This window comes from Anaerocolumna sp. AGMB13025, assembly GCF_029689925.1.
GTDB lineage: Bacteria > Bacillota > Clostridia > Lachnospirales > Lachnospiraceae > Anaerocolumna.
In genome coordinates this window covers 6,781,494-6,796,172 of the sequence record NZ_CP121445.1, presented here as the reverse complement: position 1 = coordinate 6,796,172, position 14,679 = coordinate 6,781,494, and the positions used below count along the sequence as shown (strand labels likewise).

The 14,679-nt window shown below is 40.4% G+C and carries 12 protein-coding genes; all 12 read right to left on the bottom strand.

Going from position 1 to position 14,679, the window contains the following annotated elements; translation table 11 throughout:
- Positions 1-108: 108 nt before the first annotated feature.
- The 12 genes from araB to QA584_RS28420 all read right to left on the bottom strand — a co-directional run bounded on the left by araB (position 109) and on the right by QA584_RS28420 (position 14,558).
- Entirely contained in the window at positions 109-1,776 is a 1,668-nt protein-coding gene (gene araB / locus QA584_RS28475) for a ribulokinase (RefSeq protein WP_278272475.1), read from the bottom strand.
- A gap of 230 nt (positions 1,777-2,006) precedes the next feature.
- Complete coding sequence (locus QA584_RS28470) at positions 2,007-3,098, bottom strand: GntR family transcriptional regulator (protein ID WP_278272474.1); 1,092 nt, start codon at positions 3,096-3,098, stop codon at positions 2,007-2,009.
- A gap of 508 nt (positions 3,099-3,606) precedes the next feature.
- Positions 3,607-5,610, bottom strand: a complete 2,004-nt coding sequence (locus tag QA584_RS28465) for a methyl-accepting chemotaxis protein (RefSeq protein WP_278272473.1) — start codon at positions 5,608-5,610, stop codon at positions 3,607-3,609.
- 321 nt (positions 5,611-5,931) lie between these two features.
- Positions 5,932-6,558, bottom strand: a complete 627-nt coding sequence (locus tag QA584_RS28460; RefSeq protein WP_278272472.1) for a V-type ATP synthase subunit D — start codon at positions 6,556-6,558, stop codon at positions 5,932-5,934.
- 32 nt (positions 6,559-6,590) lie between these two features.
- Positions 6,591-7,997, bottom strand: coding sequence for a V-type ATP synthase subunit B (locus QA584_RS28455; protein WP_278272471.1), 1,407 nt, complete (start codon positions 7,995-7,997; stop codon positions 6,591-6,593).
- A gap of 11 nt (positions 7,998-8,008) precedes the next feature.
- A complete protein-coding gene (locus QA584_RS28450; protein ID WP_278272470.1) occupies positions 8,009-9,775 on the bottom strand; it encodes a V-type ATP synthase subunit A in 1,767 nt (588 codons plus the stop codon).
- 91 nt (positions 9,776-9,866) lie between these two features.
- Positions 9,867-10,433: a V-type ATP synthase subunit E gene (locus QA584_RS28445; RefSeq protein ID WP_278272469.1), complete on the bottom strand. Its 567-nt coding sequence runs from the start codon at positions 10,431-10,433 to the stop codon at positions 9,867-9,869.
- Positions 10,434-10,450: 17 nt separating this feature from the next.
- Positions 10,451-10,759 carry a V-type ATP synthase subunit F gene (locus tag QA584_RS28440; RefSeq protein ID WP_278272468.1) on the bottom strand — a complete coding sequence of 103 codons (309 nt, stop codon included), beginning with the start codon at positions 10,757-10,759 and terminating at the stop codon, positions 10,451-10,453.
- Between the two features lie 70 nt (positions 10,760-10,829).
- The gene (locus QA584_RS28435) at positions 10,830-11,246 is read right to left on the bottom strand and encodes an ATP synthase subunit C (protein WP_278272467.1); all 417 of its coding nucleotides are present in this window, start codon (positions 11,244-11,246) and stop codon (positions 10,830-10,832) included.
- Between the two features lie 24 nt (positions 11,247-11,270).
- A complete protein-coding gene (locus QA584_RS28430) occupies positions 11,271-13,175 on the bottom strand; it encodes a V-type ATP synthase subunit I (RefSeq protein ID WP_278272466.1) in 1,905 nt (634 codons plus the stop codon).
- A gap of 20 nt (positions 13,176-13,195) precedes the next feature.
- Positions 13,196-14,230 (bottom strand): V-type ATPase subunit, encoded by a 1,035-nt coding sequence (locus tag QA584_RS28425; RefSeq protein ID WP_278272465.1) that lies wholly within the window; start codon positions 14,228-14,230, stop codon positions 13,196-13,198.
- A gap of 16 nt (positions 14,231-14,246) precedes the next feature.
- On the bottom strand, positions 14,247-14,558 hold the full coding sequence (locus QA584_RS28420; protein WP_278272464.1) for a hypothetical protein: 312 nt from the start codon (positions 14,556-14,558) through the stop codon (positions 14,247-14,249).
- Positions 14,559-14,679: the final 121 nt, after the last annotated feature.

Here is a 14,679-nt window from a genome sequence, read left to right as displayed (position 1 = left end):
AACATTTGTAATTTGTAGTTGCTGTTTTTTGTATTTATTTACTTTGCTGTTTTTTGTATTTATTTACTTTGCTGTTTTTTGTATTTATTTACTCTGCTGTTTTTATATTTATTTACTTTGTTGTTTTTTTATTTCTTTAAGCCGCTTCATTACATCATTTTCTCCACGACCGAAATAATCATGCAGTTTGGAATATTCAGTGTACAGGGAATCGTATACTTGGGCATTTTCAGGAATAGGAGTATATATGGTATCACGTAATTTACCCATGACACTACCGGCCTTAAATACATCATCATACCCGCCTTTTTCAGTACCTGCGGCTACTGCACCAAAGATGGCACTGCCGAGTGCCGGTCCCTGAGTAGTACCACCAATCTTAATTGGTATCTGTATAATATCTGCATAAATCTGCATAGCCATCGGATTTTTTAAGGATATTCCGCCTGAGGCATAAAATTCATTAACGGCTACACCGTTTGCGCGGAAGGTTTCTATGATCTTTCTGGTTCCATAGGCGGTAGCTTCTATTAAGGCACGGTAAATCTCTTCTGGCTTTGTCTGAAGGGTCATACCTAATATCATACCTGTAAGATCAACGTCTACTAAAACGGAGCGGTTTCCGTTCCACCAATCTAATGCCACCAGACCGCTTTGACCAACCTTGAGCTGTTCTGCTTTTTTGGTTAAATACTGATGGATAGAAAGTCCTTCTGCCTTGGCGGCTTCATAATATTCTGCGCTGACACAATTCTCCACAAACCAGGCAAAATGGTCACCAACACAGGATTGTCCGGCTTCATAGCCATAGAATCCAGGACATACACCGTCTTCTACGACACCACACATTCCGGGTACTGTGTGTTCTTCATCGCTTAATAAAATATGACAGGTAGAGGTACCCATAATTGCAAGCATTTTACCAGGTCCGTCTATTTTAACGGCAGGAACGGTAACATGGGCATCCACATTGGCAACGGCAACAGCAGTACCTGGCTTTAAACCAGTTAATTTTGAAGCGTTTTCCGTAATTTCGCCGGCCTTTGAACCAAGAGGCGTAACAGGACAGTTAAGTTTATCTTCCACAACATTTTCAAGTCTGGGATCCAGCGCTTTGAAAAAAGCTTTGTCCGGATATCCCTTTTGTTTATGCCACATTGCTTTATAGCCTGCAGTACAGGAATTTTTGGTCTGCACTCCTGTTAATTGCCAGATTACCCAATCGGCTGCCTCTAAAAAGTAATCGGCTTCTTCATAAATATAAGGTGCTTCGTCTAAGACCTGCCAAATCTTTGGAAACATCCATTCGGAGGAAATCTTACCGCCGTACCTTGCCAGCCAGTCCTGATTCATTTCTTCTGCAATCTGGTTTAATTTATTCGCTTTATCCTGAGCCGCGTGATGTTTCCACAATTTAATATAAGCATTTGGATCACTTTTGTACCTATCAATCAGGCAAAGGGGTGTTCCACCGGCCTTGACCGGAAGCATGGTGCAGGCTGTAAAATCAATACCTACACCGATAACATCCTCAGGGGATACACCGGATTTTTGTAAAACTGCAGGTATGGTAGCAGCAAACACTTCCAGATAATCAGAAGGATGCTGCAGTGCCCAGTCAGGAGCAAGTTTTGTTCCATCAGGCAGTGTTTCATCCATTACCCCATGGGGATATTCCAAGGTAGCATCTCCAAGTTCTTCACCGGTTTCTACATTAACCAGTAATGCACGCCCGGATAATGTACCAAAATCGACACCAATTGTATACTTTGGCATTTTATATACCTCCTAAATTTTAATATGTATTATACCCAGAAGGTATTACCTTAAGGGCTATAAAGATAAAACTTTACAGACAAATAAATATGGGTAACAACCGTTACTGTGAAGATGTACGTACAAGTTGATATAAGTTTATTTTATATGAATTTATATAAAAAATCAAGCAAAAGCTAGTATTAAAGTTCTTGTTTATTCGGTATGGAATAAAGGTATACAATTTATTCTTAATTTAACTTTTTAACAGAGTTTCTGACTTTTATATAGGGGTCTAGTATAATCCGGTTCTGACTTAAGGGATCCGTAATAAGCTGTAGCAGCAATTGAGCAGCCAGTTTACCGATTTTTCTGGCAGGATAAATCACGGAGGTTAAATTGCACACGAGTTCTTTAGCCAGAAAGGAATTATCCACACTTACAATGGAGATATCCTCAGGAACGGAAATATTGTTTCGTTTTAATAAGCGGATTAAGGCAGCGGCAGCTAAATCGTTGTAGCATACCACACCAGTAACATCCTTTAAACGGTCCAAAATAATTTTATCCATACTGCCTTCAAAATAGTATGGAAAATCTTCGGTGGTATACCAGATGACCTCATTGTCATTAACAGTAAGATCATGGTTTTTGGTAGACTTTAAAAGCCCCTCATAACGGCCGATTCCCTGATAGTCATCGGATTTAAAAAGCCCGCCGATTAATGTGTGTCCGTTGTCAATTAAGAGATCTGTTAACATCTCCCCAGCTTTAACATCGTCTAATATAACATAAGAATCCTGACAATTCCGGTAGTATCCGTTAATGAACACAACAGGGATATTTTTTTCCTTTAACTGATGGTATAAAGATTCATTGGGGTTTGGAAGAGCGGATTTGGTACCTTCTACAATAAGACCATCCACTCCGCTTTGCATAATTTGTATCAGGCTTTTTTCCTCGTCTGAAGGTTTGTTGTGGGTGATACCAAGGGAGAGCGTATAGCCATTATCTGTCAGTATTTCTTCAATTCCATGAATGATGCCTGGAAAAACATAATCATCGAGATAGGTGGTGATAACACCGATCCGCATGGTCTTTCCAGTGACGGTTTTGCTGCCGGGAAGACTTACATAGGTACCGCTTCCGTGTTCTCTGATCAGAATCCCATCGGCCACTAGTGTGCCAATAGCCTGCCTTACCGTTTGGCGGCTGATAGAAAACTGGGAAGCTAATTCATTCTCAGAGGGTATTTTTTCACCGGTTTTAAAGGTATTGTCTGCTATTTTATCTTTAATCCACTGGCTGAGCACAGCATGTTTGGATCGTTCATTATTAATCATATATGCCCCGTTTTCTGCGTATGGAGATGTAGTTGTTATTGTAATTATAGTATAGATAAGTAAAGTTGTAAATACAAGTATGTTTTTTGAAGAATTGTCAATACCATAGACATCATATACTTTTTATGTAACATGAACTTATATGCAACATAACTTATATGCAACATGAACTTATATGCAACATAACTTATATGCAACATGAACTTATTTGCAACACAAACTTATATGCAACATCAACTTATATGCAACATCAACTTATATGCAACATATATATTATATGCATCATATATAATATATGTATTACATGGTATTCCCACTCTGAACAAGTAGTATCACTATATACAAGAAATCAGGCAAACCCAGAAAGAGAAATTCAGGGAATGCTTAAGGCTGTACTTAGTATAAATGAAACCATTTATACTAAAACAATACATAAATCAGTACATGCCATAATCATTTGCTGAATATATTTTCCTGGGTTTGTCAGTCAGAAAGATATCTAAATCCACTAGTACCTGAACTTACCTATTTCTGTCTGGAGTTCCTGCGCTAATTCTGCCAGAGATTCGCTGGCATTGGCGATTTCATCCATGGCAGCGGTCTGTTCTTCCATAGAGGCGGAAGCTTCTTCGGTTCCGGCAGCATTCTCCTCTGAGATAGCTGAGAGATTTTCCATAGTTGATATGATTTCGTCTTTTTTAATCAGCATTCTGGCGCCGGAATGATTTAAATTGGATATCAGTTCCTGCATATGTTCAAGAGCAGCCGAAATTCCGTCAAACTTTTGGCTGGTATCAGTAACACTGACCGTCTGGGCTTCCATAATTGATTCTACGGCTTCAATTGCTTTGACGGATGCTTCTGTTTTATCGGTTAAGTCTTTCATGACAACAGATATTTCATCGGTAAAATTGTTGGACTGTTCTGCCAGGTTTCTGATTTCTTCCGCCACCACGGAAAAACCTCTTCCGGCTTCGCCTGCTCTTGCCGCTTCAATTGCTGCATTTAAAGCCAGCAGGTTTGTCTGGGCGGCTATGCTTTTAATCATCAGGCTTGCCGCTTGTATCTTCTCAGCGCTCTTAGCGGTTTCATTAATATGGCTTTGTATTTCTTTAGCAGATGTACTGGAGTCCCGGTTTCTATTACTTAATTCTGTAACCGTCTCTAAACCGGTATCTTTTAACGTAGTTACGTTTTTGATATAATCATTTAATTCATTCAGATACTGCTGATCCTGAGTAATGATATCTCCCAATTCCTGAATAGTCCCGGTCCCGGTTTCGGTTTCTTTTGCCTGATCGGAAGCACCTCTTGCAATTTCTTCAATGGTTCTTGCAACTTCGCCGGCAGATTCGGCAGACTGTCTGGAGGTAGAGGTCAATTCCTGCGAAGAAGCAGCTACCTGTTCTGAATTGGCGGCTACAATTTTAATCAAATTCGTAATATTGTTCTTCATAACCGTAAGAGATCTGGCTATATTACCAATTTCATCTCTTCGTCGTTCAATCAGCCCATCTTTTTTATCAGTTTGAGGGCTGAAATCATAAACAGACAATTTTTCAATGGATTTTTGTAAATGCACAACGGGTTTTGTTATGTATAATCCGATAGCAATACCTGCCGCAGCCCCAAGTATTAGTACCACAGCAGTAGCTGTAGTCAGTAAACCACGCAGAGTATTCATTTCCTTTAAAACTTCACTTTCGTAGTTGCCAATTGCCAGAGTCCAGTTGGAACCTGGAATGGGAGCCATTGCAGTAATTCTTTTTTCTCCGTTATAACTGTACCGTAAAATACCCTCTTTGCCGGTTCCTAATTTCTTAAGGGCCAGTCCAAAGGTTTTTAATGGGCCATTATCTTCAATCTCTTTATATACATTGACCTGATTCATAACCAGGTCTCTGTTGGGATGGGCATACATGGTTGCATCGGAACCGATAATAAAGGCATAACCTCGTTCTCCCATACCAAGCTGGTCTGTAATATCATTAAGGGCTGTTCCGTCTCTTCTTCCCACCAGTACTCCGACCACCTTATCACCGTCCATAATGGGGGCAGCATACATAATAACAGCGGTGTTGGTAACTTTACTGATTAATACATCCGATACATTAGCCTCTCCCTTTAAAGCCTTTTTAAAGTATTCGCGGTCACTAAGATCAGCCGTTTCCCCGCTTAAGACGTAATTAGCTTTTCCGTCCGGGGTAAGTACGGCCATATCAAGGTATTCAAGACGTTTTACATCATCACTTAGAGCCGCTTTCTGAGTGTTCCAGTCCATGAATTTCATATTATCTGCATTGGCGGATTCTGATAGTATCAGTAAACGCATCGATATGATTTCCTGTACACGGCCAGCACCGTCTTTTGCAATTTCTTTTATACTTTCTTCCTGATTTTTCAGTAAAGCCTTTGAACTGTAAGTAATTCCGAGAAAACCGATAATTATTGAAACAAATAATACAAGGATACCTATAAAGGCGCCGATTCTTTTTGATAAGCCTATCTTCATTCCGATCCCTCTTTCTCTTTTGGTATTTGCAGGTAATGGCAAAAATATGTGGGTTTAGTATATTGCCACAATATTGAAGTTTTTAAATTAGTTACCTGTTTTCATTTAGACTAGTACATTGCTTTTTAAATAACCTGACTGAGTACCCAGACTAACCGTTTACAGTTACATTCAAAAGGCGTAGGTGCAGAGGTTTGACACCGTGGCTTATGGGGTGTTGTAACTGAACGTTTAGGCAAGTAATTGTTCCAGTTCATATGAAAACAATAATACTAGGCCTTATTCCCCATATTATACTATATTTTTACAAGATAAACAATTCTAAATACTGGTAAGGGTACGTCTTTGTTTTATCACCTTTAACCTGGTAAATTCCTCTCGTTCCCGCTCTTCCAAAGAGTTTTGTATATCATGTACCAATTCCTTATAATAGGGGATGGTTATATTTTTCAGCGCATTTGCTCGTTTTTGCGTTTTTTTAATATTAGCAGCCAGACGGTAGGCGGAATTTTCAATCATGGCCAGGCGAAGGGTCAGCTCTTTTACCTTTTTAAACCGGCTTACCGCTTCATCTAAGGAAATTTTAGTATTATAAAAGGAATAGGACAGTTTATTGTCAGTTTCATCAAATTCTACCAGAGGAATATCAGTGCCCATGATACTGCGCTGTTTTATTGTAATGGAGTTCTCCTCCGGTACGGTACTGCTTAAATCCTCTATATTGCGGATACCCATTTCTATATTGGCTTTTTGTAGGGATAAGTAGGCAGCGGTAAAAGTTACGTCTATTTCAGACTGGATATTTTTGGCCTTGTCAATTAACTCCAGAAGTTCCTGTATCAGGATATTCCTTTTTTTATCCATGAGATCATAACCCTGGTTTGCCAGAGTTAAAGAGTTCTTTGCCAGTATTAAATTGCCTTTGGTAGGAAAGGTATTAGGATCCATGATAACCTCCATTTAGATTAAAGATACTATTGTTAATTCCTTTCATGATCCGGTGGGGCGGCTTTCGTTTCTGATGGATAGTAATGCTCCAGAATTTTGGTATCTACACGGTCTAAGGCCTCCTTTGGAAGTAAGGATAACAAGGACCAGCCTTTGTTCAGGGAATCAAGGATGGAACGGTCTTCAAAGAGACCCTGTGCTACGAATTCCTGTTCAAAGGCAGTGCCGAATTTTAAATATTGCTTATCTAAGGGAGATAGTTCATCTTCACCGATTACGCTGGCTAAATTTCTGGCCTCTCCCACTCGGGCATAGGAGGAGAATAACTGGTTGGCAAGATCTTGATGGTCTTCTCTGGTGTAGCCTTTGCCAATTCCATCTTTCATCAGTCTTGAAAGGGAGGGCAGTATGCTGATAGGAGGGTAGACGGCTTTCTGATGAAGGGAACGGTCTAAGACAATCTGTCCCTCGGTGATATATCCGGTCAGGTCGGGAATAGGGTGGGTAATATCGTCATTTGGCATGGTAAGTATGGGTATCTGAGTAACGGAACCTTTGGAAGATCTGATAATTCCGGCCCTTTCATAGATCGTGGCAAGTTCGCTGTACAAGTAGCCCGGATAACCTTTTCTGCTTGGAATTTCACCTTTGGAGGAGGAGACTTCCCGGAGGGCTTCTGCAAAGGAAGTCATATCCGTTAAAATGACCAGTATATGCATTCCTTTATCAAAGGCTAAGTACTCAGCGGCAGTTAAAGCAACTTTAGGAGTAATTAACCGTTCCACTACCGGATCATTGGCAAGGTTTAAATACATGACGACATGGGAGCTTGCCCCGCTGTCTTCAAAGGTACGGCGAAAGAAGTCTGCAACATCATGTTTTACGCCCATTGCAGCAAATACAATGGCGAATTCTTCACTGCTGTTTTCTGCCAGGGAGGCCTGTCTTACAATTTGTGCTGCCAGTTTATCATGGGGCAGACCGTTGCCGGAAAAGATGGGCAGTTTCTGACCCCGGATCAGGGTTGTAAGGCTGTCTATAGCGGAGATTCCGGTCTTAATATAGTTTCTTGGATATTCTCTGGCACAGGGATTTAGGGGTTCCCCATTGACATCCCGTTTTATTGCGGCAGCAATTGGTCCCAGTCCGTCGATCGGTTTTCCGGTACCGTTAAAAATCCTGCCTAAAATATCCTCAGAGAGGGATACTTCCAGGGGATGACCGGTAAGTTTGGTCCTTGTATTATGCAGGGACATATTTTCTGTACCCTGAAATACCTGGATTACTGCTTTATCCTCATAGATTTCTATAATACGGCCGATTTTTCTCTGCCCTTCTACTAAAAGTTCTACGATTTCATCTGCAGCGGCATTTCGTATCCCCTCCAGGGCAATCAAAGGCCCGTTAATTTCACTAAGTCCTAAATATTCTATTGACATTGGATTCCCCCTTATGCATTTTTGGCCAGAACTTGTTGATAGAAGTCATCAATCATGGTTTTATAAGTATCAAATTTATGAAGTTCGTCATTTGCCACATCATATTTAATCGAAATAATTTTCTCAAAGATATCTTCCTGTTTTAACACGGACATAGGCATATTCATGGCAATCAGCTGTTTTGCTCTGGTATTTAAGTACAGTATGGTCTGCATCATCTTAAGCTGTTTTGGTAAGGGAACAAAGGTATCGGAGGGATGGTAGGCATTCTGCTGGACAAAGCCAAGACGGATTACCTTTGCAATCTCCAGTACAAGCTTCTGCTCATCGGGCAGAACATCACTGCCGATTAATTTTACAATTTCATTTAACTTACTTTCTTCAGTTAAGATACTTAACAGCTGGTTTCGGCAGTCCACAAAATCACTACCCACATTAGCAGTATACCAGGGAGACAAATCGGATAAGTACTCACTGTAACTGGTAAGCCACTGGATTGCTGGAAAATGCCTGGCATAGGCCAAGGATTTATCCAGGGCCCAAAAACAGCGGACAAAACGTTTGGTATTCTGGGTTACCGGTTCTGAGAAATCACCGCCCTGGGGGGATACTGCACCAATTATGGAGACACTGCCCTCCGTGCCGTTTAAATTCGCCATAAAACCTGCACGTTCATAAAACCCGGACAATCTGGAAGCTAAGTAGGCCGGAAAACCTTCTTCGGCAGGCATCTCTTCCAGACGACCGGATAATTCTCGTAAGGCTTCTGCCCAACGGGAAGTGGAGTCTGCCATAATAGCTACATGGTATCCCATATCCCTGTAATATTCGGCCAAAGTAATACCGGTATAGATGCTGGCTTCCCTGGCTGCAACGGGCATATTGGAGGTATTGGCAATTAATGTAGTACGGTCTAATAGGGGGTTACCGGATTTCGGATCTACAAGCTTACTAAAATCTTCAAGGACTTCGGTCATCTCATTACCCCGTTCCCCGCAGCCGATATAGATGATGATATCTGCATCGGACCATTTGGCAAGTTGATGCTGGGTCATGGTCTTTCCGGTGCCAAAGCCTCCGGGAATGGCAGCGGTCCCTCCTTTTGCAATGGGAAATAAGGTATCTAATATACGCTGGCCAGTTATTAAGGGCCGGTCGGAGGCATAGCGCTTATACACCGGCCTTGGGACTCTTATAGGCCACTTTTGTGTAAGTGTCAGTACTTTTTCCTCTCCGGAAGGAGTCCTTATGGTTACTAACGGATCGTTGATGGTATAGCTGCCATCAGTTGAAACCTTCGTAACGATTCCAAAGATGTCCGGGGGTACCATGGCTTTATGAACGATAGCCGGAGTCTCTGGTACTTCGGCAATAATGGAACCGCCGTTTAATTCCTCGCCGGGCTTTACGGTTATATGGACTTTCCACAGTTTATTCGGATCAAGGGCATCCACAGTGATACCTTTTGTGATAAAGGCACCGGAGCGGGCAGCGATTTCTAGTAAGGGCCGTTCAATGCCATCAAAAATATTGCTTATTATCCCTGGTGCCAAGGTAACTGAGATGGCAGCACCGGTGCCCTTGACTTCTTCCCCGGGCTTAAGTCCAGAAGTTTCTTCATATACCTGGATTGTGGTTTCATTCTTTGCAAGACCAATAACTTCACCCACCAGATTTTGTCGGCCTACTAATACCATTTCTCCCATCTTAAAGTCCTGGCTGCCTTTTACATAAACAATTGGGCCGTTGATACCGTATATTATTCCGGTTGTATTCATAATGGAGAGAGCACACTCCTTTCTTAAATTAAGTTAATAGATGTTTTGAATCTTCAATATTGGATTGATATGGCATACAAGTAATACAACGCTATAAGGAAAAATTACTTTTTAATTCTTCTATTCTAGAAGCAAAGGAATTGTCAATTAAAATATTTTTATCCTGTATAAAGGCCTTGATGCCACCGACAAACTCCTCAGTACTGACGGTAAGGGTTGTATTTAGTGCAGTTTCCAATGAAGACTTTAGATTACTGTCAGCTGAGGTCAGATATATGGTCATAGAATTCCCGCCGGCAAATTCAAAGGCTTCTCTAATCTGCTTACACAGTAAATCAAAGTATTCAGGAGTGGACTTAAACTCTGTTAATTTTTTTAAAACTTCCTGAAAGAGTTTACCTATTAATTCCGAGGTCTTTTCACTGACCTTCTGTTTTAATTTAACTGCTTCTTTCGACAATTCCCGGTTTTTTTCCCGAAGGAGCCGTTCGGATTCCTCCTGATATGCATTTTCTATTTTTTTAAGTACTTCATTTTTATAATTATCATAAATAACCTGAAGTGATTTTTTATATTCTTCTATTATCTGAAGGTTTTGATTGGTTGCGCTTTCAATTGCTGCCTGATAAAATTGCTCTAATTTTTCATCTAAAGTCATAGGAAATCACCTCTGCTTTATATTTTTATGCCAATGGCCTCATTCACATAGGAGGTAATGAAGTCTGGTTTGCGCCCGGTACCGTGTCGGTCGGGTATTTCTACAATTAAGGGAAGCTTTCGGTTTAATTTTACATCATTAATAATATCCGGGAACTCGGCACTGAGTTTTTCTGTAATCAATACGACTCCAATGGTTTTATCTCCCAAAACGAAATCTAGCTGCTGTTTTAAGTGCTCCCTGGAATGAATGACCACTCCGTTTACTCCAGCAAGACGCATTCCGGTATAAGTGTCTACGTTATCACTGATCAAATACATACGCATGTAAGTTACCTCCGAAAGGGTGTATACACAATATAGTGTAAACCCAATATAGTGTAAACCAAATCCTTAGTTAACCCAAGATTGTGAAAGACACAATGAGACCGTAGAGGGCAATTCCTTCTGCAAGAGCTACAAATATAAGGGCTTTACCCATGATACTGGAATCTTCACTTAACGCACCAAGGGCAGCAGAAGATGCGGAGGCTACGGCAATTCCGCCGCCAATGCAGGACAGACCCGTAGAAAGGGCCGCAGCAATATAACGCAGTCCTTCTGCCGAAGCGTTAACCGCCTCTGTTTCGGCGGCAGATGCCTTACCGGTAAATAACAATATATCCGCAAGGATTAAAGTTCCAAAGAAAAAAAAGGCGTTACAGGCCAGAGCGGCTTTTAAATGACCTTTTTTCTTTTCTCCCAATAAAAAGGCACCAAAGGGAAGGATAATGCTTAAGATCAAGGTTACTGCCAAAAGTATCTTTACTATCATGATAAGTTCCTCCTAATAAAATTATTATTTATTCTTATATGGTTTAAATACTTTTCCGGTGCCTTTATAAAAACGGCTGAACATCTCATAATATTCCAGCCGGAGGACCTGAATTCCTGCAATCAGGGCTTCCATACCCGCCACAAAGGCATTGCCTAGAATTAATATTATTATGTTAGGGGCGGCGGATTCCGCATGTGCCAGTAACATTACCACACCCATCATGGCCCCGTGGCTTAAGGCAAAAGCCCCCACACGCAGGAAGGAGATAGAGTTTGTTACATAACACAGTAAAATTTCAAACAGTTCAAAGAAAGCTTCAATAAAGAACATAGCCTTATTATCCGGAAATATCTTTGTTTTTTTCTCCACCAAATGGGCTAAGGGTTCTCTGAAAAATATCAGGATCAAAGGTATTCCAAAGAACAGAACCAGCAAGAGTACAGCAGGCAAGGGTTTTCCGGAAGCAATCAGCAAGACACAGGTGATAGCGGCACCGTAAAATACCAGACCGGCGATGCCGTTGGTATCAAAGAAGATTTTTTCGGTATCTTTGGAGCGGATTCCGTTTATGATGTTTAAAATCATGGAAAGAAGGATTAATATGACTCCAAAACCGACGGCGGTCAGCAGTATGGTCATTACATTATCCATAGGTTTTAACCAAAGATGGGGAATAAGGTCTTCAAATCCAAACACACTTCCATATAAAAAGCCCATAAGGGTGGAAAAGACGCCGGCAAGGGATATGATGGCAGCCAGGTTCAGCTTCTTAAACTTATAGATGAATGCGCCGCCAATTACTAAACAAAGCCCCTGCCCCACATCTCCAAACATTATGCCGAATAAAAGAGAATAAGTAATTGCAACAAAGGAAGTTGGGTCAAGCTCGTTATAGGCAGGAAGACCATACATCTTTATAAACATTTCAAAGGGCTTGAATAAAGGGATATTCTTAAGTTTTGTAGGTGGTTTTGTCAGCAAATCTTCATGTGTATCTTCTGATAAGCAGTAAACATTAGGGTCATCTTCGATTTCGCTTAAGAAAGAAACGGCATTGTCTTTCGTCATCCATCCACATAAGATAAAGTAAAATAAGTCGCTATCGGTTGAGGATTTGGTGCAGGCGGCTAATTTTCGGACATCAAAATTTTTGGAAAAGATGCTTAAGGTTTCATAGGCAGACAGAATGTCTTCCGATCTGTTTATCAGTTTTTCCTTTTCTAAAGAGGAAGTTTCTTTTATTTCGTTTGTGATGGTGTCTAACTTGGCACTGATTATCTTATAAGCTTCTTCCGGCGTTCCTTCATACTCGGCCGGAAGGTAAATCCGTTCAAAATGAAGAGAGGAGTAGATCGCATCTATTTTGACGGAGTAGGCAGCAGGAACAAAATAAACCCCCCAGATGTATTCGGCATCACTGTCGCATTCAAAAAACAGGGTTGTTAAGTTATCATATACATATTTGGAAAATCGGGTGAAGTATTCGTGGGATATCCGGCCAAAGCGGAATTTGGTGAATTTAAAGTCTAGTATTTTATTAATTTCATAATCCAGATGTATGAAGGGCTGTATTTTAGCAAGAAGATCCCTTAGGTGGTTTTGCTCTTCTTTTAAGGCAGTTTTCTTTTCCTCTAAGACACTAAGGTCTAAAGCAATAGAGGTTACCAGCTCTGCAGCAGCTTTAGGAGTCAGGGAGTTTTGGGAAAGGGACACTTTCCGGTCAAGTTTTTCTGATAATTCTTCGGCTTTTAAGAAGGCTTCTTTGTAGGGATTCACCTCGATAAAAGGTTTTAAATCGTGGACGGAACGAAGCTCAGACAAGGCATTTTCCAAATGTATTTCATATTTACTCAGATATACACTTACTACCCGGTCAAAATCACTTTTGGGTCCGGTTATGCTTAAAAACTTCATTTTCTCAATCATAGATTCACCTCTGTGATAAATTATGGAAATACATAGTTTAAAGTTTCCTGGGGACTTAACTTATAACGTATACATTCAAGGACAGTGGTCAGTTTTCTGATTTCATTCTGTTTTTGGAACAGATAGCAATTCACCGGTGACATAGAGGCGGGATACAAAAGCATATTGTCTTTATATAGTCGGGCAATCTGCTTTTCGCAGGTAATTTCAATAGAACCGTCTTCTACGGCAGAGCTTATTTTATCATAATAAGTAGTTTTTATCACAGCCAGGAACTCTTCCATAGAGGTAGTTTCCATAAGCTGCATTAATTTTTCTCTGGTAAGCTTATAGGTTATTGGTATAACATAGGCATATAGGTCGGCAGAAGGCAAGGAATAGAACTTTATAAAACGATACAGCCACAAAAGATTCATTAGATCGATTTCTGTACCCAGGCAGTTTGTAAAAGCGGTCAGGTCTTCGCCTTTTGGTAATTTATCCTTTAACTGCCAGGCTTTCTTAAAATAATATATATCCAGCTGCATCTGGTACGTATAAGTGGTTATATCCGGAGTATTTGATAGGTTAGAAAAAAGGGGATAGTACCTGGTATCTTTTAAGTTGTTAATAAACTCTTCCATGGAATGGGAGGCAGCCAGGGCTTTGACATCAAGGTTTGAATGGCGGGTAAAAAAGACAGTGAACAAATCAAGGTTGTAATCTTCGTGGCTGGCATAAACCATTTGAAGGCAGGCTTTTAATATAGTAACCTCATAACGGAAAAAAATAAAATCTAATAGCTTCCGTTGTTGTATACCGGCAAATTCATATAGCTTAGTAAAATCCAGGTATAACGCATTGATAAATATCCCTTCAGCCTGCCCTCTGTGTAATCCATGTTCATCATAGCGGTTAAATATCTCACAGTAACCCGGGTGATTCTTAAGAAAGGTAAAAAACTCTGTCGTGGTTTCAAACTCAGCAATAAGCTTATACTCTTCGGTAGAAATAAGGTTTGCTTCCATTGCCCTTACCTTGGTAATAATTCCGCTGTACGTTAATAAATTACCCATAAGCTCCCCCTGTGATCTAAGATTTTATGATTTGCCTAAAGAGTTCCTCTGCCAGAAGAGTGTGCCTGGTAAGGAAATCTGCTTCCAGGCTGTCAAGGCGTTTTAGACAGTCATCAAGATAGGATTGTTTTTCGAGGTTTAAATCTTTTTCAAGCTGTACTTTTAACTGTTCCAGTTTGGTTTTGTTACCGGTTTCGATATCACGTCCGAACTGCTCCATGTCTTTTTGAAGCTTGTCGTAAAGGGTTGCCTTTTCTTCATTAGCCCGTTTTACAATTTGATTCGCTTTTTCCTCTATATCATATAATAGATTAATAACACGTTCCATAATAACTCCTATCTGCATCTGTCTGCATAAGAACTAAAAATTATCAATTTATAAGAGGTAGCCTAGATTAGTAAGATTACCCTAACTATATATTACTATAATTTACTAAAATTTCTATAGT

Coding starts and splice junctions, on each gene's coding strand:
- QA584_RS28460 (WP_278272472.1), bottom strand. CDS start 6,558: ATGGATCCTAATACCTTTCCTACCAAAGGCAATTTAATACTGGCAAAG.
- QA584_RS28430 (WP_278272466.1), bottom strand. CDS start 13,175: ATGATTGAGAAAATGAAGTTTTTAAGCATAACCGGACCCAAAAGTGAT.
- QA584_RS28440 (WP_278272468.1), bottom strand. CDS start 10,759: ATGCGTATGTATTTGATCAGTGATAACGTAGACACTTATACCGGAATG.
- QA584_RS28455 (WP_278272471.1), bottom strand. CDS start 7,997: ATGTCAATAGAATATTTAGGACTTAGTGAAATTAACGGGCCTTTGATT.
- QA584_RS28445 (WP_278272469.1), bottom strand. CDS start 10,433: ATGACTTTAGATGAAAAATTAGAGCAATTTTATCAGGCAGCAATTGAA.
- QA584_RS28425 (WP_278272465.1), bottom strand. CDS start 14,230: ATGGGTAATTTATTAACGTACAGCGGAATTATTACCAAGGTAAGGGCA.
- QA584_RS28450 (WP_278272470.1), bottom strand. CDS start 9,775: ATGAATACAACCGGAATAATATACGGTATCAACGGCCCAATTGTTTAT.
- QA584_RS28465 (WP_278272473.1), bottom strand. CDS start 5,610: ATGAAGATAGGCTTATCAAAAAGAATCGGCGCCTTTATAGGTATCCTT.
- QA584_RS28470 (WP_278272474.1), bottom strand. CDS start 3,098: ATGATTAATAATGAACGATCCAAACATGCTGTGCTCAGCCAGTGGATT.
- QA584_RS28435 (WP_278272467.1), bottom strand. CDS start 11,246: ATGATAGTAAAGATACTTTTGGCAGTAACCTTGATCTTAAGCATTATC.
- araB (WP_278272475.1), bottom strand. CDS start 1,776: ATGCCAAAGTATACAATTGGTGTCGATTTTGGTACATTATCCGGGCGT.
- QA584_RS28420 (WP_278272464.1), bottom strand. CDS start 14,558: ATGGAACGTGTTATTAATCTATTATATGATATAGAGGAAAAAGCGAAT.